Source organism: Sciscionella sediminilitoris (genome assembly GCF_000737195.2).
Classification (GTDB): Bacteria; Actinomycetota; Actinomycetes; order Mycobacteriales; family Pseudonocardiaceae; genus Sciscionella; species Sciscionella sediminilitoris.
This window is the reverse complement of record NZ_JALM01000106.1, coordinates 1-25,170: the sequence shown is the minus strand read 5'-3', so window position 1 is coordinate 25,170 and position 25,170 is coordinate 1. Positions and strand designations below refer to the sequence as shown.

The 25,170-nt window shown below is 74.1% G+C and carries 4 protein-coding genes; all 4 read left to right on the top strand.

Annotated elements, in window-relative coordinates; genetic code table 11:
• Positions 1 to 28 precede the first annotated feature (28 nt).
• A complete protein-coding gene (locus AD72_RS31200; protein WP_231645073.1) occupies positions 29 to 7,999 on the top strand; it encodes a type I polyketide synthase in 7,971 nt (2,656 codons plus the stop codon).
• Between the two features lie 9 nt (positions 8,000 to 8,008).
• Positions 8,009 to 9,253, top strand: a complete 1,245-nt coding sequence (locus AD72_RS31195) for a macrolide family glycosyltransferase (protein WP_051899210.1) — start codon at positions 8,009 to 8,011, stop codon at positions 9,251 to 9,253.
• A 110-nt stretch (positions 9,254 to 9,363) separates the two neighbouring features.
• Positions 9,364 to 20,421, top strand: coding sequence for a type I polyketide synthase (locus AD72_RS31190; RefSeq protein ID WP_051899209.1), 11,058 nt, complete (start codon positions 9,364 to 9,366; stop codon positions 20,419 to 20,421).
• Between the two features lie 21 nt (positions 20,422 to 20,442).
• Positions 20,443 to 25,170, top strand: a 4,728-nt coding sequence (locus AD72_RS31185; RefSeq protein ID WP_156365453.1) for a type I polyketide synthase, incomplete at its 3' end; no start/stop codon positions are given.

Below are 25,170 nucleotides of genomic sequence, written 5' to 3'. Positions count from 1 at the left end.
GCTGCTGCGGGCGGCCGCCACGCTGTACGTGGCCGGGGACCCGATCGATCCGGCCGCGCCCTGCACCGCGCGGGGCGGCGATCCCGAGCTCTATCCGGTGCTGCCGACCTATCCGTTCCAACGGCGCCGCTACTGGCCGGAGCTGCCCCCGAGCAGTGCCGAGACCACCGCGGACGAGCTGCGGCTGCGGCTGTCCTGGCGCCGCCTCCCCGAACCCCGCCCCGGCGGCCTGGACGGGCGCTGGCTCGTGGTGTGCCCACCGGAAGGCGCGCACGAGGGGATCCGCGCCGCCCTGGAACGCTGCGGGGCCGAGGTGCTGCCGATCACCGCGCGGACCGAGACCCGCCAAGGCTTCGCGGCGGCACTGGAACCGGCACTCGACCGGCCGATCGCGGGTGTGCTCTCGCTGCTCGGCATCCGTGCACCGGGCGCGGATCCCCTCGCCCCCGCGGGACCTGCCGCCACCCTCGCCCTGGTGCAGTCCCTCGTGGACCACTCGGTGACTGCGCCGCTGTGGGGTGTCACCGTGGACGCCGAGGCGAACCCGGAACAGGCCATGATCGCCGCCCTGCTGCGGGTCGCCGGACTGGAACAGCCCCAGCTGCGCGGCGGACTCGCCGACCTGCCCGCACCGGAACCGGACCGGGACACCGCGCGGCTGCTCGGCGCGGCCCTCGCCGGGACCGCGGGCGAGGACGAGGTGCGCATCCGGGAAGGCGCCGTGTTCGGGCGGCGGCTGCTCCCGGCCCCCGCGAGCCCGCCGGATCCGAGCCCGCGGCTGTCCGGAACCGTGCTGATCACCGGGGGCACCGGCGCGATCGGCGGGCACCTGGCCCGGTGGTGCGCGGCCAACGGGGCGAAACACCTCGTGCTGCTCGGGGCCCGCGGACCACAGGCACCCGGAGCCGGGGAACTGGCCGGGGAACTGCGCGGATCCGGGGTGAGCGTGCACATCGAGGCCGTGGATGTGGCCGACCGGGAAGCCATGCGCGCGGTGCTCGCCGCACTGCCACCGGAGCGGCCGCTGCGCGCGGTCTTCCACGCCGCCGCGGCACTCGACGACGGGATGCTCACCGCGCTCACCCCGCAACGGCAGGCGGGCGCACTGCGCGCGAAGTTCGGCGGCGCCCTGGTGCTGGACGAACTGACCGCGGAGCACGAACTCGACGCCTTCGTGCTGGTGTCCTCGCTCGCCGGGGTGCTCGGCACCCTCGGCCAGGGCAACTACGCCCCGGGCAATGCCGCACTGGACGCGCTCGCGCAGGCGCGCAGGCGGCGCGGGCTCCCCGGCTCCGCGCTCGCCTTCGGATCCTGGGCGGGCGGCGGCATGGTGGACGGGGAACTGGACGCGCGCCTGCGGGCCACGGGTGCCCGCCCGCTCGATCCGGCCCGGGCCATCGCGGCCGTCGGCGCACACCTGGGCGGTGCGGGCGGTTACGAGATCATCGCCGACCTCGACTGGGCCCGGTTCGCCCCCGCCCATCTGGCCGGGGCACCGCGATCCCGGCTGCTGAGCGAACATCCGGGGGCGCGCGCGGTCGCCGCGGAACCGGAGGCCGCGGAGCCCGGGAAGTCCGGGGGCGGTCTCCCCGATCTGCTCGCCGGTCGCCCCGGACACGAGCACGGCGCGATCCTCGAGCGCCTGGTGCGCGACCAGGTCGCCACGGTGCTCGGCTACACCGATCCCGGGGAGATCGCCCCGGGCGCGGCGTTCGAGTCGCTGGGCGTGGCCTCGCTGGCCGCCGTGGAACTGCGCAACGCGCTGTCCGCGGCCACCGGTCTCGCCCTGCCAACCAGCCTGGTGTACGACCGGCCCTCGGTGTCCGCGGTGGCCGAGTACCTGCTCGAACGGCTGGGCCCGCGTGAACAGACCACCGTGGCGACACCGGAGAACCGGGGTCACGAGGAGGAACCGATCGCGGTGGTCGCCATCGGCTGCCGGTTCCCCGGCGGCGCCGACACCCCCGAACGGTTCTGGGAACTGCTCGCCAACGGCGTCGACGCGGTCGGCGACTGGCCGGACCGCGACTGGGATCTGCTCGTGGACCCCGCGGCCTCGATCACCCGGCAGGGCGCCTTCCTCGACGACGTGGCCGGTTTCGACGCCGCGTTCTTCGGCATCTCGCCGCGCGAGGCGCTGGCGATGGACCCGCAGCAGCGGCTGCTGCTCGAGGTGTCCTGGGAGGCGATCGAACGGGCCGGGATCGATCCGAGCGGGCTGCGCGGCAGCCGCACCGGAGTGTTCGCGGGCACCAACTACCAGGACTACAGTTCGCGTCCACTCGAACTGCGGGACGGGGCCGATGCGCATCTGGGCACCGGGAACTCGGCGAGTGTGCTCTCCGGCCGGATCTCCTACATCCTCGGCATCGAGGGTCCCTCGCTGACCGTGGACACGGCCTGCTCCTCCTCGCTGGTGGCCATCCACCTCGCCGCGCGGGCGCTGCGCTCGGGGGAGTGCGAGCTCGCGCTGGCCGGCGGGGTCACGGTGATGTCCACCCCGGGGCTGTTCGCCGAGTTCACCCGGCAGGGCGGGCTCGCCGCGGACGGGCGGTGCAAGGCCTTCGCCGAGGGAGCCGATGGCACCGGCTGGGGCGAGGGCGCCGGAATGCTGGTGCTGGAACGGCTTTCCGTCGCCCGGGCCGCGGGACATCCGGTGCTCGCGGTGGTTTCCGGGACGGCGGTGAACTCCGACGGTGCCTCGAACGGGCTGACCGCGCCGAACGGTCCCGCCCAGGAACGGGTGATCCGGGACGCGCTCGCCGCGGCGCATCTCGCACCGGGCGAGGTGGACCTGATCGAGGCGCACGGCACGGGAACCCGGCTCGGTGACCCCATCGAGGCCAACGCGCTCGTGCAGACCTACGGAAGCGCCGAACGGGAGCGGCCGATCCTGCTGGGTTCGGTGAAATCGAACATCGGGCACACCCAGGCAGCCGCCGGGGTTGCCGGGGTGATCAAGACCGTGCTCGCGCTGCGCCACGAGACCGTGCCCGCCACACTGCACGCCGAAACGCCCACCACGCACGTGGACTGGAGCGCGGGCGCGGTGCAACTGCTCACCGAACCGGTCGACTGGCCGCGGGCCGGACAGCCGCGCAGGGCAGGGGTTTCCGCCTTCGGGCTCTCCGGGACCAACGCGCACGTGATCCTCAGCGAGGCCCCGGAAACCGAACCCGGCGAGCCTGCCGAAGCGCCGGAGAACGGGGCCGTTCCGGTGCCCTGGCTCCTTTCGGCCCGCACCCCCGAGGCGCTGACCGAACTGGCCGGGCGCCTCGACGAACACCTCACGGACGCCCCCGAGGCCGAGCCCGTCAGGGTCGCCAGGACCCTGGCCCTGGGGCGGGCCGGATTCGAGGAACGCGCCGTGCTGCTCGGCGCGGACACCGCCGAACTGCGCGCCGGGCTCACCGAACTCACCGGCGAGGCCGTGCTTCGCGGGCGAGCCCGGCCCGGCCGCACCGCCGTGGTGTTCTCCGGTCAGGGCGGTCAGCGCCCCGGCGTCGGTGCCGGACTCGCCGCGGCCTTCCCGGTGTTCGCCGGGGCACTGGCCGAGGTGCTGGAGGCGCTGGCCGAGACCGGCGGCACCGAGCTCGCCGATGCGGTGCGCGCCGCGATCCTGGACCCGGGAACCGAACCGGACGCGCTGGAGCGCACCGAGCTCGCCCAGCCCGCCCTGTTCGCCCTCGGCACCGCCCAGTTCCGGTTGCTCGAACACTGGGGTACGGGGATCGATCTGGTCACCGGCCATTCGGTAGGGGAGATCACCGCCGCGCACGTGGCCGGGGTGCTCCCGCTGCGGGACGCGGCCCGGTTCGTGGTGGCCAGGGGACAGGCGATGGCCGCACTGCCCGAGGCGGGCGGGATGCTCTCGATCGCCGCGGGCAGCGCGGAAGCACTCGCCCTGCTCGAGGAGCTCGGGGAACCGCTGCGCGCACGGGTCTCGCTGGCCGCCGTCAACGGACCGGCCGCGGTGGTGCTCGCGGGCGGGGCGGACGCACTGGCCGCGGTCCGTGAAGGGGCCGAGCGCGCGGGCCGCCGGGTCCGGCCGCTGCGGGTCAGCCACGCCTTCCACTCCCCGCTGATGGATCCCGCGCTCGGTGCGCTGTCCGAGGCGGCGCGGACGGCCTTCACGAGTGCGGGCGAGGCACGGCTGCCGCTCGTCTCAACGCTGACCGGGGAGCGGGCCGGGGCGGACGCGCTCGCCGATCCGGAGCACTGGACCGCGCACGCGCGCAGGCCGGTGCGGTTCGCCGATGCCGTGCACACCCTGCAGGCCGAGGGGGCGACCCGGTTCCTCGAACTGGGCCCGGATGCCGGGCTGTCCGCGGTCATCGCGCAGTGCGCCGCCGAGACACGTCCGGTCGCGGTGCCGCTGCTGCGCCGCGGCGAGCCCGAACCGCGCGCCGCCCTGCGCGCGCTGGCCGAACTACACGTGGACGGCGGGACCGTGGACTGGGCGCAGCTGCTCGGTTCCGGTCCCCGCGCGGTACTGCCCACCTACCCGTTCCAGCGCCGCCCCTACTGGCTGCGAGCCGGGGCAGCGGGCGGAGCGGCGAGCACGGCGGGCCTCACCGATACCGCGCATCCGCTCGTGCCCGCCGCGCTGCACCACACCGCGGGGGCGGGGGTGACGCTGACCGGGCGGCTGGCCACCCGCACCCACCGCTGGCTCGCCGATCACGTCGTCGGCGCGACGGTGATCCTGCCCGGGACCGCGTTCGTCGAGCTCGCCATGCGCGCGGGCGATGAAGTCGGCGCACACCATCTCGCGGAGCTGCTGCTGGAATCCCCGCTCGTGCTGGACGGGGGACCGGTGGATGTGCGAGTGGTGGCCGAGCCCGGGGCCGATGGCGAATACGAGCTGACCGTGCACGCCCGCCCCGCGGACGAGCCCGAAGCCGCATGGACCCGGCACGCGCGGGGCAGGCTGACCGAAGCGGAATCCGCCGAGGCGCCCGGGCTGTCCGAATGGCCGCCGGACGGGGCCGAGGAGATCCCCGGGGAGCCGGAGCAGTGGTACGCGGCCGCCGCGGAAGCCGGATTCGGCTACGGGCCCGCGTTCCGCTGCCTGGACCGGGTGTGGACCGCGGCCGGGGAACACGGCACGGATGTGTACGCCGAGGTCTCCCTCGGGGACCGGATCCGCGACGACGCGGACCGGTTCGGCCTGCACCCGGTGCTGCTCGACGCGGCGACCCAGGCCCTCGTGGTCGCCGGATCCCGGCTGGACAGCACGGGAACGCTGCCGTTCCTGTGGGGCGGGGTGCGGCTGCACGCCACCGGGGCCCGGACGCTGCGGGTGCACCTCGCGAAAAGCGCGGGCCCGGAGGAGTTCACCGTCACCGTCGCCGACCCCGAGGGCTCGCCGGTGCTGCTGGCGCAGCGCCTGCGGTTGCGCCCGGCCGCGGAATCGGCGCCGGAAAGGCCCGCCGCGGACGGTCTCGTGCTGGCCGCTCCGGCACTGACCCGGCTCGCGGATCCCGAGGCCGAACCGCGCGGCAGGCGCTGGGCACTGGTCGGTGAGGACCCCTTCGATGCCGCGGCCGCACTGGACGCGGCCGGGGTGCACCTCGAGGTCTACGCCGGGCCGGAGGCGCTCGCCGAGGCCTGCTCGAGCGGAACCGCGCTGCCTCCGGTCCTGGTCACCGGGATCACCGGCGCGGGCGCCGATCCGGTCGCGCGCACCCACGAGGCCTGCGCGCGGATGCTGGACCTGGTCCGGTCCGTGGTGCACGATCCACGGCTGACCGAATGCCGGCTCCTCGTGCTCACCTCGGGCGCGCGTGGCGACGGGGCGGCGGTGGACCTGCCCGCGGCGGCCGTGACCGGTCTGCTGCGCTCGCTGGCCGCCGAACATCCCGGCAGGCTCGGCCTCGTCGAGCTCGACCCGGCCGCCGAAGGGGTTCCCGCGCGGGCACTGTCCGCGATCGCCGACTCCGGGATCACGGAAAGCGTGCTGCGCGAAGGGATTCCGTTCGTGCCCGCCTGGCGGCGGCTCGCCGCGCCCGAGGTCCCGGAAACCCCGCTCGCCGTGGACGGCACGGTGCTGGTGACCGGGGCGACCGGCGGGGTCGGCCCGGTCGTGGTGCGCCATCTGCTCGCCGGACGCGGGGCGCGCCGCCTGGTGCTCGCCTCTCGTAGCGGGGCGGAGATCCCGGGGCTGGAGCCGAACGGGGCCGAGGTGCGCTCGGTCGCCTGCGATGTCACCGACCGGGACGCGCTGTCCGCACTGCTCGCCGAGATTCCGGAGCTGCGGGCGGTGGTGCACATCGCCGGGGTGCTGGACGACGCGACCGGGGCGAGCATGCTGCCCGGACAGCTGGACCGGGTGCTCGCGGCCAAGGTGGACGCCGCATGGGCGCTGCACGAGCTGACCCTCGACCGCGAGCTGGAGGAGTTCGTGCTGTTCTCCTCGGCCGCCGGTCCGCTCGGTTCGGCGGGGCAGGCCAACTACGCGGCGGCCAACGCCTTCCTGGACGCGCTCGCCGCGCACCGCGAATCCCGCGGGCGAACCGCGCGCTCGATCGCCTGGGGCACCTGGGCCGCACGGGAAGCCGCGGGTATGACGGCCACGGCGAGCACCGCCGACGAGGCCAGGACCGCGCGGTACGGCCTGCGCCCGATCACCGCGACGGAGGGCACCCGGCTGCTCGATGCCGCTCTCGCCCTCGGCGAACCGAACCTGCTCGCGTTCGCCGGGCGGCATCCCGCCCGGGTCGCGGCCGAGGGAACCGTGGCGGGCATCGGCGAACTGCTCGGTACCGCCCGCGCGGGCACCAACCGGCGACGGGCGGCCACCTCCGCCGCCCCGGCAGGTGGCGGCTCACTGCCCACGGATCCCGGACGGCGCCGCGCCGCGCTCGCCGAACTGGTCATCGCCCGGGTCGCGGATGTGCTCGGGCACCGGGACACCACGGAGATCGGCGCCGAGGCCACCTTCGTCGAACTGGGTATCGACTCGCTGACCGCGGTCGAACTGCGCAACCAGCTGGAGGCGGCCACCGGGCTGCGGTTGCCGCCCACCATCGTGTTCGACGTGACCGGTCCCGCCGAGCTCACCGAGCAGCTGCTGGACCGGCTGGGCGCGGACTCCGGGGGCGCTCCCGAGGCCGAACCGCGGGCGGTCACCGCGAACACCGAGGACACCCTGGCCGGGCTGTTCCGCAAGGCCTGCGAACAGGGCGAGATGGACAAGGGCTTCACCCTGTTGCAGGCAGCCGCGGAACTGCGGCCCACGTTCACCGACCCCGCCGGGCTCGATCCGCGCCCGGCCCCGATCCGGCTGGTGTCCGGAGACGAGACGGCGACCCCGATGTTCTGTTTCAGTTCCTACGTCGCCCTTGCCGGGGTGCACCAGTACGCGCGGTTCGCCTCCTCGTTCCGGGGTGAGCGGCCGGTGTGGGCCCTTCCGGCGCCCGGATTCGGCGCGGAGGAACCGCTGCCCGCCTCCCTGGATGTGGTGGCCCGGATGCAGGCCGAGGATGTGCTCGCCCGCTGCGGGGAACACGCACCGATCCTGGCGGGTTCCTCCTCCGGCGGGACACTGGCGCAGGCCGTCGCCGCGGAACTGACCAGGCTGGGCAGGCCGCCGCGCGCGGTGCTCCTGCTGGACACCTATCAGCCGCGCGCCGACTCCCCGTTCCTGCGGTTCGCCGCGGAGATGATCGGCGGGATGTTCGACCGCGAGGAAACCTTCGCGCGGATGAGCGTGGCCCGGTTGAGCGCGATGAGCTGGTACTTCCGCATGATCGGGGAGTGGGATCCGCCGACGGCGCAGGAGCCGATCCTGTTGCTGCGGGCCGCCGAACCGCCGATGGACCTGCGCGATGAACAGGGCGCCCCGCTCGCGGCCGAGCACTGGCAGTCCGGCTACCACCGCGCCGATCACGTCCAGGACGTGCCCGGCAACCACTTCACCATGATGGAGACGCACGCGAGCACCACGGCGGCGGCCGCGCGGGACTGGCTGGCCGCCATCGCCCCGGAGCAGGGTTAGGAGTTTTCCTTGTCCTCCAAGGGTTTCGTCCTGATCGTGCAGTACCCGGCGAGCGGGCACATCAACCCGACCCTCCCGGTGGCCGCCGAGCTGGTGCGCCGCGGTCACCGGGTGGACTTCGTGGTGCCCGAGCACTACCGGGCGATCGTGGAGCCGACCGGGGCTCGGGTGCTGCCCTATCCCTCGCTGATCCCGCCGCGCTGGACCGGGGTGCGGATCCCGCACCATCCGGACGCCGACCAGCTGGCGACCGCCCAGGTCGGCCTGATCAGGGAAACGCTGACCCCGCTGCCATCGATCGTGTCCGGTCTCGGCGGGGAACGGCCGGACGTGATCGTCTACGACGTGCTCGGCAGCGCGGCAGGGCGGATGCTCTCCCTGGCCTGGGGTGTGCCCGCGGTGGTCACCTGCCCGACCTTCGTGGAGAACGAGACCTTCTCGCCCTATGCGGAGGCGGTGGCCGCCGGGGACATCGAGGTCCCCGATCCCGCGCACCCGGCGATGCGCGAGGCGGCCGCGATCGTGCGGTCCTCGCTGGACACCTGGCGGCTACGGGATGTGGCCGTCGCGGATTTCCTCTCCGGCGCGGACGAGCGCTGCCATCTGGTGTTCCTGCCACGGGAATTCCAGCCGGGCGCGGACACCTTCGACGAACGGTTCCACTTTCTCGGTCCCTGCCTGCGTTCCGGCGCGGACGACGGCGGATGGTCACCACCGGACTCCGGGCGGCCGGTGGTGCTCGTCTCGCTCGGCACGCTCGGCTACGAAGGGGCGGAGGATATGCTCCGCGCGGCCGTACGGGCCACCCGGCTCGCCGGTGCGCACGCCGTCGTCGCGCTCGGCGAGGTGGATCCGGCCGCGCTCGGACCGGTCGGCGAACACGTCGAACTGCACCGGCGGGTGCCCCAGCTGGCCGTGCTGCGCCACGCCGCGGCCTTCCTCTCGCACGCCGGGATGAACTCCACCATGGAAGCGCTGGCCACCGGGGTTCCGCTGGTGCACCTGCCGCAGACCGGGGAACAGCGCATGGTCGCCGAACGGGTGGCCGAGCTCGGCATGGGCCGGATGGAGACCGCACCGGACGCGGCGCGGCTGGCCGCGGCACTGCACGCGGTGCGCGCCCCGGAGGTGGCCGCGGCCGTCGCCGGGATGCGCGCGGCCATCGCGGCGGCCGGTGGGGCGGGGGCCGCTGCCGATCTCGTGGCGGCCCGGATGGCGCGCACAAGCGGGGGAACCCCTAGAAACCGTCGCTGAAGCTTCGGGCCGCGGCGCTTCCTGTGGTGTTCTCGGATCGATGATTCTGTCCTACCGAGGGAGCGTCATGACGTGCTCGACCACGGCCGCCCCGCGCGGGAAGTCGCGCCATGAGTGAGGGCGAGACCGAGGAGAAGCTACGGTCCTATCTCAAGCGCGTCACGACGGACCTGCAGCGCGCGCGGACCCGGCTCGCCGAACACGAGCAGCGCGCCGCCGAACAGGCCGAGCCGATCGCGATCGTCGGGATGGCCTGCCGGTATCCCGGCGGGGTCCGCAGCCCCGAGGATCTGTGGGAGCTGGTGTCCACCGGGCGGGACGCGATCACCGGGTTCCCTGCCGACCGGGACTGGGATCTGGACGCGCTCTATCACCCCGATCCGGACCATCCGGGCACCTGCTATGCCCGCGAGGGCGGTTTCCTGCACGACGCGGCGGATTTCGATCCGGAGTTCTTCGGGATGTCCCCGCGCGAGGCCCTGGCCACCGATCCGCAGCAGCGGTTGCTGCTGGAGACCGCGTGGGAGGCGGTGGAACGCGCCGGGTTCGCCCCTGGCAGCCTGCGCGGCAGCCGCACCGGGGTGTTCGCCGGGGTGATGTACAACGACTACGCCACCCGCCCGCTCGCCGATGTGGCCGGGATCGAGGGGCATCTGGGCAACGGCAGCGCGCCGAGCATCGCCTCCGGCCGGGTCGCCTACACCTTCGGTTTCGAGGGGCCCGCGGTCACCATCGACACCGCCTGCTCCTCCTCGCTCGTCGCGCTGCACCTGGCCGCGCGCGCACTGCGGGCCGGGGAGTGCAGCCTGGCGCTGGCCGGTGGGGTGACGGTGATGTCCACCCCGGTCACCTTCGTGCAGTTCGCCCGCCAGCGTGGACTGTCCCCGGACGGCCGGTGCAAGGCGTTCTCCGCGAACGCGGACGGCACCGGATGGGGCGAGGGGGTCGGCCTGCTCGCACTCGAACGCCTCGCCGATGCCCGCGCCGCCGGGCGCCGGGTACTGGGGCTGATCCGGGGTTCGGCGATCAACCAGGACGGGGCATCGAGCGGGCTGACCGCGCCGAACGGGCCAGCCCAGCAGCGGGTGATCCGGGCCGCGCTCGCCTCGGCGGGCCTCGACCCGGCCGAGGTCGACGCGGTGGAGGCGCACGGAACCGGCACCAGCCTCGGTGACCCGATCGAAGCGCAGGCCCTGCTGTCCACCTACGGGGCGGCACGGCGCACCGCACCGCTGCGGCTGGGCACCGTCAAGTCCAACCTCGGGCACACCCAGGCCGCGGCGGGCGTCGCCGGGGTCATCAAGATGGTCAAGGCACTCGAACACGAGCGGCTGCCCGGCACCCTGCACGCCGAAACGCCCACCGCGCACGTGGACTGGGACGCGGGCGCGGTGGAACTGCTCACCGAACCGGTCGACTGGCCGCGGACCGGAAAGCCGCGCCGGGCCGGGGTTTCCGCATTCGGGGTCAGCGGAACGAACGCGCATCTGATCGTCGAACAACCGCCGGAGCGCGCGGAACGACCCGGACCCGGAACCGGCCCCGCCGCGCTGCCGCTGTCCGCCCGGTCCCCGGAGGCGGTCACCGAATCCGTGCGGCGGCTGGCGAACTGGTGGCGCTCCAGTCCGGACCGCCCGGAACCGAACGCGGTCGCCGCGGCGCTTGCCGGGCGCACCCGGTTCGAGCACCGCGGGGTACTCCTGGTCCCGGCGGGCGCGGCCGTGGCGGACACCGCGGAACTGGTGCGCGGGCGTGCGCGGCCCGGGACGAGCGGGGTGCTGCTTCCCGGTCAGGGCGCCCAGCGGCTGGGTATGGGACGCGAACTGCACGCGAGTTTCCCCCGGTTCGCCGAAGCGTTCGAGCAGACCTGTGCCGCGTTCGAGGGACTGCTTCCCGCGCCGCTGCGGGATGTCGTCTGGGGCACCGATGCGGAACGGCTGGCCGACACCGGATGGGCCCAGCCCGCCCTGTTCCTCATCCAGGTCGCCGCGTACCGCTGGCTGGAATCCTGCGGCTTCGCCCCGGATGTGCTCGTGGGGCACTCGGTCGGGGAGATCGCCGCGGCACACCTGTCCGGGGCGCTGAACCTCGCGGACGCGGCGCGGCTGGTCGCGGCGCGGGCCGCCGCGATGGCCGAGCTGCCGCGCGGTGGTGCGATGGCGGCGCTTTCCGGGAACCCGGAAGTGCTCGCCGAACTCGGCGCGGCCCTGCCGGAGCAGGTGTCCGTGGCCGCGTACAACAGCGCGAGCGGGATCGTGCTCTCCGGGGACAGCGCGGCATTGGAAGGCGTGCTCGGCAAGCTGGACGAACGGATCCGGGTGTCCCGGCTGGTCACCAGTCACGCCTTCCACGCACCGGCCATGGCCCCGGCGGCGCGCGCGGTCGCGGAGGTGGCCGCGCGCCTGTCCTGGACCGCCCCGCTGCTGCCGGTGGTGTCCACCCGCACCGGGGAACCGGTCGGGGAACACACCTGGTCCGATCCCGCCCACTGGGCCGCCCAGCTGACCGAACCGGTGCGGTTCGCGGAGGCCGTGGCCGCTGCCGGTGCCGCGCGCTGGATCGAACTCGGCCCGCATCCCAGCCTGACCGGGCACGTGCTCGCCGATCATCCGGACGCGGCCGTGATCTGCTTGGGTGACAAGGAAACCGCTGCGGACACCGCGGCAAGGCAGGCGCTCGGCGCGCTGTGGTGCGCGGGCGCGGAGCTGCCCGGCTGGTTCCCGGAACCGGACGCGGGTGCGGCCGACCCGCCCGCCGATCCGTTCGCCCGGGGCCGGTTCTGGCTGCGGGCCGGATCGGGGACCACGGTCACCGGCGCGCATCCGGTGCTCGATCTCGCCGTCCCGCTGCCGCGCGGCGGGGTGGCCCTCGGCGGCCGGTGGCGCCCCGACCGGTATCCCTGGGCCGATCCATGGGATCCGCGGACCGCGGCCGCCGTGCTGCTCGAACTCGTGCTGCACGCCGCGGACCGTGCCGGGAGCGCGGGCACGCTGGACATCGCCGAACTGCGCGCCGAGTCTCCGCTGCCGCTCGGGAATCCGGCGCCGCTTGAGCTCCAGGTCACCGTCGAAGCGGCCGGGGAGAACGGCAGCCACCCGGTCACCGTGTTCGCCCGCCGCGAGGGACCGTGGACCCGGTACGCGAGCGGGCTGCTCGCGCCCCGAACCGCTGCCACACCGGGAAAACCGGCCGCGGATCCGGCCGTCACGCTGCCCGGGGGCGAGTCGAGCACCGGGTGGGCACTGCACCCCGCCCTGCTCGCCAGCGCGCTGTCCACTGTGGATGCCGAACGGATTCCCGTTGCCTGGAACGGGGTTTCGCTGTACGCCGCCGAGGCCGAGACCGTGCATCCGGTGCGGGACGGGGCCGGGCTGCTGCTCGCCGACCCCGCGGGGGAACCGGTCCTCGCGGCCGAGCGGGTGGAATTCGCCGAACCCGAACCGGTCACCGCGGAACCCGATCTGCACGTGCTGGACTGGCATCCGGTCCCGGCGACCGGAAGCGCGCCCCCGGTGCGGGTACTCGATCTCGCGCGGGCAGGCACGGAACTCCCCCGCGAGCCGGGCGCCCTGCTCGCCGTCGACCTCGGCGCGGAACCCGGGCAGGCAGCGGATTCCGCGGCCTGCGCCCGGGTGCACGAGCACCTGTGCGCGGTACTCGATCTGCTGCGCGCCGCCCAGGACCGGTCCGGCACCCTCGCCCTCGTCACCCGAAGCGGGGTGGACACCGGAACGGATCCCGCGCCCGGGCTGGCCGCCGCGGCGGTGACCGGTCTGGTGCGCGCGGCCCAGGCCGAGTCCCCGGGCCGGTTCCTGCTCGTGGATCTCCCGGCGGACACCGCGGCCGCGGAGGTGGCCGAGTCCGTGGCGAGCGCGGCGGCCAGCGGACACGCCCAGCTCGCGGTGCGCGCGGGCCGGGTGCTCGCCCCGCGGCTCGCTCCCGCCCCGCAGGAGCAGGAACAGAACGTGCTCGACACGCTGAGCGGCACCGAAACGGTCGTGGTCACCGGTGCCTTCGGCGCGGTGGGCCGGGCGCTGTGCCGGCACCTCGCCGCGCGCGGAGTGGGCCACCTGCTGCTGCTCGGCCGCCGGGGAGCCGAAACCCCTGGTGCGGCGGAACTGCGCGCCGAACTCGCCGCGCAGGGCACATCCGCGGAGATCGCCGCGGTGGACGCCGGGGACCCCCAAGCGCTCGGCGCGGTGCTCGCGGGCGTGGATCCCGCGCACCCGATCGGCGCGGTAGTGCACGCGGCCGGTGTACTGGATGACGGGACGCTGGCCCGGATGGACGGCGAACGGCTGGCCACGGTGCTGCGCCCGAAACTCGGCGCCGCGCTCGCGCTCCACGAGGCGCTGCCGGAGGTGCCGCTGCTCGCGTTCTCCTCGGCGGCCGCCACGCTCGGTTCGCCAGGCCAGGCCAACTACTGCGCAGCCAATGCCGCGCTCGAAGCCCTGATCGCGCAGCGGCGGGCCGGTGGCGGGCGGGATCGCGCCCTCGCCTGGGGACTGTGGCAGGTGACCGAGGACGACGGGATGGGCACCGAACAGGCCGCCGCGCGGTCCGCTCGTGCCGGGCTGATCGCGCTGACCGAAACGGAGGCGCTGACCGCCTTCGAGGCCGCGTTGTGCGGCACCGCGGATCCGGTGCTGCCGCTGCGGGTGGATCCCCGGGCGCGCACCGGAGATCCCGGGCGGCGCCCGGAGGTGCTGCGCCCGCTCACCGCGGCCCGGCGCACCGCGGCAAGCACCGGACCGGGCGCGCGGCTGGACCAGGCCGGTGCCCTGGAACTCGTGCTGAGCACCGTGGCCGGGGTGCTCGGCTACACCGGGGCCGGATCCGTTGGCGCCGACCAGAATTTCGCCGATCTCGGGGTGGACTCGCTGATCGCCGTGGAACTGCGCAACGCACTCGGCACGGCCACCGGTCAGGCCCTGCCCGCCGCCCTGGTGTTCGACCACCCCACACCGCGAGAGCTCGCCGCGCTGCTGGCCGGGACACGGAACACCGAGACCCGCGCGGTGACCGCGGAAAACGGCGCGGAACCCATCGCCATCGTCGGGATGGCCTGCCGCTTCCCGGGCGGCGTGCACGATCCGGAAGCGTTGTGGCGACTGCTGATCGAGGGCCGGGACGTGCTCGGGGAACTGCCCGCCGACCGTGGCTGGGATCTCGCGCGGCTGGCCGATTCCAGTACGGCCTCCGGTGGGTTCCTCGAGGATGTCGCCGGATTCGATGCCGGGTTCTTCGGGATCGCGCCACGGGAAGCGCTGGCCATGGATCCGCAGCAGCGCCTGCTCCTGGAAACCTGCTGGGAGGCGTTCGAACGGGCCGGGATCGATCCGCACAGCCTGCGCGGCAGCGGAACCGGGGTGTTCATGGGCACCAACGGGCAGGACTACACCGCGCTGCTCGCCGAATCGGACGCCGAGGTGACCGGGCATCTGGGCACCGGGAACGCGGCGAGCGTGGTCTCCGGGCGGATCGCCTACACCTTCGGGCTGCGCGGTCCGGCCGTCACGGTGGACACGGCCTGCTCCGCCTCCCTGGTGGCGCTGCATCAGGCCGCCTCCGCCCTGCGCGCGGGCGAATGCGAGCGCGCGCTCGCCGGGGGAGTGACGGTGATGAGCACCCCCTCGGCCTTCCTCGAGTTCTCCGCGCAGGGCGGGCTGGCCCCCGACGGGCGCTGCAAGGCCTTCGCGGACGGAGCGGACGGCACCGGCTGGGGCGAGGGCGCCGGGGTGCTCCTGCTCGAACCGCTTGCCATGGCGCGCGAACACGGGCACGAGGTGCTGGCCGTCGTGCGGGGCAGCGCGGTCAACTCGGACGGCGCCTCCAACGGGCTCACCGCACCGAACGGGCCCGCCCAGGAAGCGGTGATCCGTTCCGCCCTGGCCAGCGCCGGAATCGGGGCCGCTGAGGTGGATGCCGTCGAGGCGCACGGCACCGGAACCGCGCTCGGTGACCCCATCGAGGCCGAGGCGCTGATCGCCACCTACGGGAGCGCGGACCGGGCCGAGCCGTTGCGCATCGGCTCGGTGAAGTCCAACCTCGGGCACACCCAGGCCGCTGCCGGAGTGGCCGGGGTGATCAAGACCGTGCTCGCGCTGCGCGCCGGGCGGTTGCCCGCCAGCCTGCACGCCGAGCGGCCCACCCCGCTGGTGGACTGGTCGCGCGGGGTCCGGGTGCTGACCGAGCCACAGGACTGGCCCGCACACGGACATCCGCGCCGCGCCGGGGTTTCCTCCTTCGGATTCAGCGGGACCAACGCGCACGTGATCCTGGAACAGGCCCCGGATGCCGAGCCCGCCGCCCTTCCCGAACCCACCGGCGAGCTGCTGCTCCCGGTGTCCGCCCGGTCCGCCGAGGCCCGCGCCGCGCTGGCCGGACGGCTGCGCGCGCACCGCGGCACCGGCGAGCTGCCGGACGCGGAACTGGCCAGGGGCCTGATCACCGGCCGCGCCCAGCACGAACAGCGCGCGGTGCTGCTCGGCCCGGACTTCGACCGGGAACTGGCCGCACTCGAACAGGGGCAGCCGGATCCGGGCGTGCTCACCGGGGCGGTCGTGGCCGGCGGTGATGCCGTGCTGTTCGCCGGTCAGGGCACCCAGCGGCCCGGGATGTCCGAGCGGCTGCGCGCGTTTCCGGCCTTCGCCGAGGCGCACGACGCGGTGCTGGCCGCCTTCGACGCGCACGCCGAACGGGAACTGCGCGCGGTGGTGTGCGCCGATCCGGACGCGCTCGCCGACACCCGCTGGGCTCAGTGCGCCATCGTCGCCCACGAGGTCGCCCTCTACCGGCTCGCGGAGAGTTTCGGGCTGCGGCCCACGGTGCTCGCCGGGCACTCCATCGGGGAACTCACCGCGGCACACATCGCCGGGGTGCTCAGCCTTCCGGACCTGGCCGCGCTCGTCGTGGCGCGCGCCGAACTGATGTCCGGGCTCCCCGGAGGCGGGAGCATGGCCACGGTGCGCGCCGGGGAACACGAGGTGCGCGCGGTGCTCGCCGAACTCGGCGCGGGCCCGATCGACATCGCCGCGGTCAACGGCACCGAGGCCGTGGTGCTCTCCGGAACCGCCGAAGCGGTCGAGGCGGCCACGGCGGTGCTCACCGAACGCGGCAGGCGGGTGCGGCCGATGCGGGTCAGCCACGCCTTCCACTCCCCGCTGATGGAGCCGGTGCTCGAACCGTTCCGCGCGGCGGTGCGGAAACTGGACCTGCGGCCCGCGCGGATCCCGATCATCTCCACGGTCACCGGCAAGACTCTGGATCCGGAGGCGATGACCGATCCGGGGTACTGGGTCGAGCACACCAGGGCCACCGTGCGGTTCGCCGAAGCGCTCGACACGCTCGCCGAGAAGGGCACCGCCCGGTTCCTGGAGATCGGCCCGGACGCCACGCTCACCACGCTCGGCTCTGCGCGGCTGGCCGAACTCACCGCGGCCGAACGGGCGGTGCCCGGAGCGGTCGCGCTGTCCCTCGGCGAGCAGGACGGCTGCGATCCGGGCACGGTCCGCGCCGGGCTCGCCAGGTGGTGGGTGCACGGCGGGACGGCCGACTGGGCCGCGGTGACCGGGGTGACCACCGCGGCGGCACCGGTCGCGCTGCCGACCTATCCGTTCCGGCACCGCCGGTTCTGGCCGCACCCGGCCCGCGCAGCCCGGGACGTGACCGCGCTCGGGCTCGCCGACACCGAGCATCCGGTGCTGAGCGCGAGCACCGAACTCGCCGGGACCGGGACGCACCTGTTCACCGGCCGGTTCGCGGCCGCCGAACAGCCGTGGCTCGCCGATCACCGCATCGGTCCGGCGGTGCTCGTGCCGGGAACCGCCATCCTGGAACTGGCCCTGCTCGCCGGGGACCGGCTCGGCGCGCCACACCTGCTCGACCTCGCGATCCTGGCCCCGATGGCGCTGGGCACCGAACAGGCCATCGGGATCCAGCTCACCGTGGACCCCGCGGACGCCGAGGGAAGGCGCGCGCTGCGCGTGCACGGACGCCGGGACGGCGGGGAATGGGTGCTGCACGCGAGCGGAACCCTCAGCGAAGGGGAGACCGGGGACCGCGGCACCGAATGGACACCGTGCGGGGAACCGGAATCGGGCGCCGAGCTGTACGCGGGCCTCGCCGCGGCCGGGTTCGCCTACGGTCCGGCCTTCCGCGGCCTGGACAGGTTCTGGCCCGGCGATGGCGAGCAAGTGCTGGCCGAACTGGCGCTGCCGGAACCCTTCGACGCGGGCGCACGGGACTACGGCGTGCACCCGGCGCTGCTGGACGCCGCACTGCACGCCGCGGCCCGGCTGAACCTCGGTGCCGAGTCCGTGCCCGGGCGGTTGCCGTTCGCCTGGGCGGATGTGCGGCTGCAGCGCACCGGTGCCGCCGCGGCACGGGCCCGGCTGACCAAGAACGGCACCGACAGCCTCGGCCTCGAACTCCGCACCGCTTCCGGGGAACCGATCCTCACCGTCGGCAGGCTGACCCTGCGCGCGGTGGACGGGCGCGCGCTGGCCGCCGAGGCCGGTCCCGCCCCGCTGCGGCTGGACTGGCTCCCCGCTCCGCTACCGTCCACTGTGGACGATGCGCCGCCGGTTTCGGTGCTGGGCGCGGATATTCCCGGCACGGTGCGGATCGGAAATCTGAGCGAGGCGGCCGGGGACGCCGCCGCGCTGCTCGAACCGGGCCTGGAGCCCGGCGCCGCAGCCGTGCGGGCACTGGAACTGGTGCACACCTGGCTGCGCCGGGACAGCGGCAGGCTCACCCTGCTCACCAGGGGCGCACAGGGCCCGGAGCGGTCCGGCTCCGGGGATCCGGGTGCCGCCGCCGCTTGGGGACTGCTGCGTTCGGCGCGCAGCGAGCATCCGGGCCGGTTCGCCCTGCTCGATGCGGACGATCCGGGCAGTGCGGCGGTGCCCTTCGCGCTGCGGGCGGCGCTGCCCGAGGCCGCCCTGCGTTCGGGCGCGCTGACCGTGCCCCGGGCCCGGGACCCGCGTTCGGCCGAGCCGCCGCTGCCGGTGCCCGAGGACACGGCGTGGACCCTGGACATCGGGACCCGCGGCAGCATCGAGGGCCTCGCCCTGCGCGCCGATTCGCGTGGCACCCGTCCGCTCGAACCCGGCGAGGTGCGCATCGCGGTCCGCGCCGCGGGGGTGAACTTCCGGGATGTGCTCAACACGCTCGGCATGTATCCGGGCGAGGCACCCGATTTCGGGCTCGAAGGCGCCGGGGTGATCACCGAGCTCGGCGCGGACGTGACCGGATTCGGCGTCGGGGACCGGGTTCTGGGCATGTTCCCCGGCGCCTACGGGCCGCTCGCGGTCGCCGATCACCGCGCGGTCGCCCCGCTGCCGGAGGGCTGGAGTTTCGCGCAGGGCGCGGCATTCCCGGTCGCCAACCTCACCGCGTACTACGCCCTCACCGAACTCGCCGAGGTGCGCCCCGGAACCAGGGTGCTCGTGCACGCCGCCGCCGGTGGGGTCGGTATGGCCGCGGTGCGCATCGCCGCGCTGCTCGGTGCCGAGGTGCACGGCACGGCCAGCCCCGGGAAATGGGCCGTCCTCGCCGAACTCGGCCTGCCGGAAGAACGGGTTTCCTCCTCGCGGGATCTGGAGTTCGAGGACCGGGTGCTGGAGGCCACCGGGGGCCACGGGGTGGACGTGGTGCTGGACGCCCTTGCCGGGGAGTTCGTGGACGCCTCTCTGCGGCTGCTTCCCCGCGGCGGGGCGTTCCTGGAGATGGGCAAGACGGATGTGCGCGATCCCGGGACCGTGGCCGCCGAACATCCCGGTGTGCGCTACCGGGCCTTCGACCTCGCCGAGGCCGGGGACGACCGGATCGGGCGGATGCTGCGGGAACTGCTCGCGCTCGTCGAACGGGGCGCGCTTCCCGCGCCGCGGGTCACCGCCTGGGATGTGCGCGAGGCCAAGCGCGCCTTCCGGCACCTGAGCCAGGCAAGGCACATCGGCAAGGTCGTGCTGACCATCCCGTCCGCCCCGGACCCGGCAGGCACCGTGCTGATCACCGGAGGGCTCGGCGGACTCGGCGCGCGGCTGGCCCGCCATCTCGTGGACCGGCACGGGGTGCGGCGCCTGCTGCTGACCGGCCGCCGCGGTGCGGAGACCGAGGGCGCCGGGGAACTGCGCGCCGAGCTGGCCGAGCGCGGCGCCGAGGTCGAACTGGCGGCCTGCGATGTGAGCGACCGGTCCGCGCTCGACCGTCTGCTGGCCGGGATTCCCGCCGAGCATCCGCTGACCGCGGTGGTGCACGCGGCCGGGGTGCTCGAGGACGCGGTCGTGGAACGGGTGACCGAGCAGAGCCTGCACACCGTGCTCGCCCCCAAGATCGACGGCGCCCGGCATCTGCATGAGCTCACCGCGGACCGGGACCTCGCGCGGTTCGTGCTGCTCAGTTCCTCGGCCGGGATCCTCGGCGCGCCGGGGCAGGCGGCCTATGCGGCGGCGAACGCGGCACTCGATGCTCTCGCGGGTGAGCGTGCCGAGCACGGACTGCCCGGGACCGCGGTGGCGTTCGGCCCGTGGACCGGGGCCGGTGGCATGACCGCCGGGCTCGGGGACGCCGACCGGCGCAGGATGGCCCGCTCCGGGATTCCCGCGCTTGAACCGGAGACGGGACTCGCGCTGTTCGACTCGGCCTGGGACGCACCCGCGGGCCTCGCGCTCGCGCTGCGCGTGGACCGGGCCGCGCTCGGTGGCCTGGGCGCGGCGACCCCGGCCATGCTCGCCGAACTCGCCGCGCCGGGCGGACGATCGGGCGGGTGGCAGCGGGCGGCCGCCGAGGAGGACACCGGAGACGAGGACTTCCGCGCCCGGCTGCGCTCCGCCGGAGCCCGGTCCCGGCGCGGGCTGCTCCTCGATCTGGTCACCCGCACCACGTCCGCCGTGCTCGGCCATCCGGGCAACGAGATCGATCCGGCGGACAGTTTCGCCGAACTCGGCATCGACTCGCTGACCGCGGTTGAGGTGCGCAACCGGCTCGGCGCGCAGGCCGGGGTGCTGCTGCCGAGCACCGTGGTGTTCGACCATCCGAGCCCGCTGGCGCTGGCCAGCCACCTCGAGGAGCTGCTCGCTCCCGAAGAGGACGAGGCCGAGGCGGAACTCGAAGACCTCGATGTGGACGAACTCGTCCGGATGGCCATGGGACCGGACGAGAACTGAGGCGGAAACGGAGTCACTGGGATGAGCTCTTCCCAAGAGCAGGTCGTCACCGCGCTGCGCAAATCCTTGCGGGACAACGAGCTGCTGCGCCGGGAGAACGCGGAGCTGCGCGCGCGGGACACGGATCCGGTGGTGATCGTGGGCATGGCCTGCCGGTTCCCCGGCGGGGTGGCCGGTCCTGGGCAGTTCTGGGAGCTGCTGGCACACGGCCGGGACGCGATCGGCCCCATTCCGGCGAACCGCGGCTGGGATCCCGAACTGGTGGAGCGTGCTCCCGGTGGTGGTTTTCTGGAGGATGTTGCGGGTTTTGATGCGGGGTTTTTCGGGATTTCGCCGCGTGAGGCGTTGGCGATGGATCCGCAGCAGCGGTTGTTGCTGGAGGTTGCCTGGGAGGCGCTGGAGCGTGCGGGGATCGATCCGGGCAGCGTGCGGGGGAGCCGGACCGGGGTGTTCATCGGAGCGAGCAACCAGGAGTACGGCAGCAGGCTGACCGGGCTCGGCGCCGAGGTCGAGGGTCATGTGATGACCGGAAACACGCTCAGCGTGGTCTCCGGGCGGCTGGCCTACGTACTGGGCGTCACTGGGCAGGCGGTCACCGTGGACACGGCGTGCTCGTCCTCCCTGGTCGCCCTGCACCAGGCCGTTGCTGCCGTGCGCGGCGGCGAATGCGGCCGGGCACTCGTGGGCGGGGTCGCGGTGATGTCCTCGCCCGGGCCCTTCGTGGAGTTCGCCAAGCAGGGCGGGCTTTCCGGGGACGGCCGGTGTAAGGCGTTTGCCGAGGGGGCGGATGGCACCGGTTGGGGTGAGGGTGTCGGGGTGCTGGTGGTGGAGCGGCTTTCCTCGGCGCGGGCGGCTGGGCGCGAGGTGCTGGCGGTGGTGCGTGGTTCGGCGGTCAACTCCGACGGTGCGTCGAACGGGCTCACGGCGCCGAACGGTTCCGCGCAGCGGCGGGTGATCGAGGACGCCTTGGCCTCTGCCGGTCTCGACGCCGCGGATGTCGACGCGGTGGAGGCGCACGGTACCGGGACCGCGCTGGGTGATCCGATCGAGGCGAGTGCCCTTCTGGCCACCTATGGCGCTGCCGACCGGGAAACGCCGTTGTGGCTGGGTTCGGTGAAATCGAACATCGGCCACGGGCAGGCGGCCGCCGGTGTCGCCGGGGTGATCAAGATGGTGCTGTCCTTGCAGCGGAGGGTGCTTCCGGCGACCTTGCACGTGCGGGAGCCCTCACGGTTGGTGGAGTGGGACTCGGGTGCGGTGCGGTTGCTGACCGAGTCCCGGTCGTGGCCGGGTGAGTCGCGGCGTGCTGGGGTGTCGTCGTTTGGGATCAGCGGCACCAATGCGCACGTGATCCTGGAACAACCACCCGAGGAGAACGAGGAACCGGCGCCGCCCGTCGAGGGAAACGGGCTCCCGTGGGTGCTCTCCGCACAGGACCGCACGGCACTGGCGAACCTCAGCGAGCGCCTTCTCCGGTTCACCGAGAACGATTCCGCGAGCGATGCCGAGATCGGCACCGCCCTGGCCACCCAGCGCGCGGCGCTCACCGAACGGGCGGTGATCCTCGGCGGAACCGAACGGTCGGCGCCGCTGCGTGCGTTGGCTGCGGAAACCACGGATCCCGCGCTGGTGACCGGTTCGGCCCGGCACGGCGACACCGCGCTGCTCTTCCCCGGCCAGGGTTCGCAACGGCTGGGCATGGGCCGCGAACTGTGTGCGGCAGCCCCGGTCTTCGGTGCGGCGTTCGAGCAGGCGTGCGCCGCGCTCGAGTCGCATGTGGACGGTTCGCTCGAAAACGTCCTGTGGGGCGCGGATGCGGAGACCCTGGCCGATACCGGCTGGGCGCAACCCGCCCTGTTCGCCTTCCAGGTGGCGGGTTTCCGCTTGGCAGAGTCCTGGGAGATGCTGCCCGGCGCGCTGCTCGGTCATTCGGTCGGGGAGATCGCGGCCGCGCAGGTTTCGGGTGCACTGTCGCTGGCGGATGCGGCGCGGCTGGTCGCGGTGCGGGCGCGGGCGATGGCGCGGTTGCCGCGTGCCGGCGCGATGGCCGCGGTCTCCGGGGATCCGGAGCGGCTGGCCGAGCTCGTCGCCGGGTTGCCGGACGGGGTTTCGGTGGCGGCGTTCAATTCCTCGGTCTCCGTGGTGCTCTCGGGTGTCACCGAGACCGTGGAATCGGTGCTCGCCGGGCTCGGTACGGAAACCCGGGTTTCGTGGCTGCGCACCAGTCACGCGTTCCACTCGCCGCTGATGGCACCGGCCGCCGAAGAGCTCGCCGCGGTGGTGGCCGAACTGGACTGGTCCGCCCCGCGGGTTCCGGTGATCTCGACGGTGACCGGCCGCGAGCTCGGTCCGCGGGAGTGGGCCGATCCCGGCTACTGGGCGCGCCAGCTGACCGAACCCGTGCGCTTCGCCGATGCGGGTGTCGTGGCGTTCGGCTCCCTCGGGGTGCGGCGGGCACTCGAACTCGGCGGGCACCCGCAACTGCTCGGACACCTCGCGGCCGATCACCCGGAGGCCGAACTGATTCCGCTCGGGCACCGGGACCACCGGGAACCGGAGGCGGCGGATCGTGCGGCGGCGGCACTGTGGTGTTCGGGCGCCGAACTGCCCGGGTGGATTCCGCGCCTGCCCGAAGGGAAAGCGGTGCCCCGGGTGGAACTGCCCACCTATCCGTTCACCCACGAACGGTTCTGGGCGGGGGAGGACACCGAGGCGCCGTCCGGGGCGCTGTTCACCGTCGACTGGGTGGAGAACCCCGGACACGACGGGGAATCAGAGTGTCCACAGTGGATTGAGGTAACGGGCGCCGATGCCGCGGAAACGGTCACCAGGGCGCTGTCCGCCGTACAGGAACAGCTCAACGGCACGGAATCTCCCGTCCTGTTCGTCACCAGGAACGCGGTGGCGGCCGAACCGGGGGAGCGGCCCGATCCGGCGCAGGCCGCCGTGCGCGGGCTGCTGCTGACCGCGATGGCCGAGGAACCCGGCCGGTTCCGGTTGCTCGACCTGCCCTCCGGCACTCCGACGGAACTGCCCGCCGAACTGCTGCCCGCCGAAGGGGAACCGGATGTCGCCGTGCGTGGTGACCGGCGCCGGGTGCCCCGCTGGCGCGAGCGGGAAACCGCGCCGCAGACCGGAATTCCCGAAGGACCGGTGCTGATCACCGGGGGAACCGGCGGCATCGGCGCCGTGCTCGCCCGCCACCTCGCGGAGAACGGTGCGCAGGAGCTGGTGCTGCTCAGCCGTCGCGGACCGGCGGCCCCCGGCGCGGCCGAATTGCGCGCCGGAGTCGAGGCAGCCGGGGCGAGCGTGGACATCCGCGCCTGTGATGTCGCCGAACCCGGGGCCTTCGCCGCCGTGCTGGACACCCTGCCCACGGCGCCCGCGCTCGTGGTGCACGCGGCCGGGATCCTGGACGACGGGATCCTCGCGAACCAGGACGGCGACCGGATCACCGCGGTGCTGCGCGCCAAACTGGACGCCGTGCTGGCCATCGACGCGGCACTCGAGGATCAGATCGAGCTGCTGGTGTTCTCCTCGGTCGCCGGGCAGCTCGGTGCCGCGGGACAGTCCGGTTACGCCGCCGCCAATGCGAGCCTGGATGCCTGGGCCACGGCGCGCGAGCGCGACGGTGCCCGCAGGCGCAGCATCGCGTGGGGGCCGTGGGACCTCGGCGCGGGCATGGCCCGGCCGGACGAGCGGCGCGCCGGGGCGGGACTGCTCGGACTGCGCCGGGAACAAGGACTCGCCCTGTTCGACGCGGCGCGTTCGGTTTCCGGACCGGTCCTCGTGGCCGCGAATCTGCACCGGGACCGCCTCGCCGCACTGGGCACGGCACTACCGCCCGCCTGGCGCGGCCTGGCCCCCGAGTCCGGATCCGCGCGCGCCGGGGAACGGGAGCGGCTGGCCGGGCTCCCGGCTGGGGAACGCCTCGCCGAGGTCCTGGCCGCGGTACGGGCCGAGGCGGCGGCCGTGCTCGGGCACCGTGGACCCCGGGCCATCGCCGCGGACCGGGACTTTCGCGGTCTCGGCTTCGATTCGCTCACCTCGGTGGAACTGCGCAACCGGCTCGCCGCACTGACCGGCGAACGCCTTCCCGCCGGGGTCGTCTTCGACCACCCGAGCCCGCGCAGGCTGGCCGGACACCTCGCGGATCTGCTCGGCGGCGCGACGGCTGAGGTGCGAGCGCCCGCGGCAGCCACCGTGTCCACTGTGGACGATCCGGTGGTGATCGTGGGGATGGCCTGCCGATTCCCCGGTGGGGTGGCCGGTCCCGAGGAGTTCTGGGAGCTGTTGCGCCAGGGCGGCGAGGTAATCGGCCCACCACCCGAGGACCGCGGCTGGGATCTCGCGCGCTACGCGGATGCCTTGCGCCCCGGTGCTTTCCTGGACGATGTCGCCGGTTTCGACGCCGACTTCTTCGGCATCTCCGGCCGTGAGGCACTGGCGATGGATCCGCAGCAGCGCCTGGTGCTGGAGACCGCGTGGGAAGCCCTGGAGCGGTCCGGTATCGATCCCGCGAGTATTCGCGGTACCCGGACGGGTGTGTTCCTCGGGACGAACGGCCAGGACTATTCCTCGGTGCTGCTGGATTCGGGTGTGGATGTCGAAGGGCACCTGGGGACGGGGAATGCGGCGAGTGTGCTGTCGGGCCGGTTGGCGTATGTGTTGGGGCTTGAGGGTGTTGCGGTGACGGTGGATACGGCGTGTTCGTCGTCGTTGGTGGCGTTGCATCAGGCCGCGGCGGCG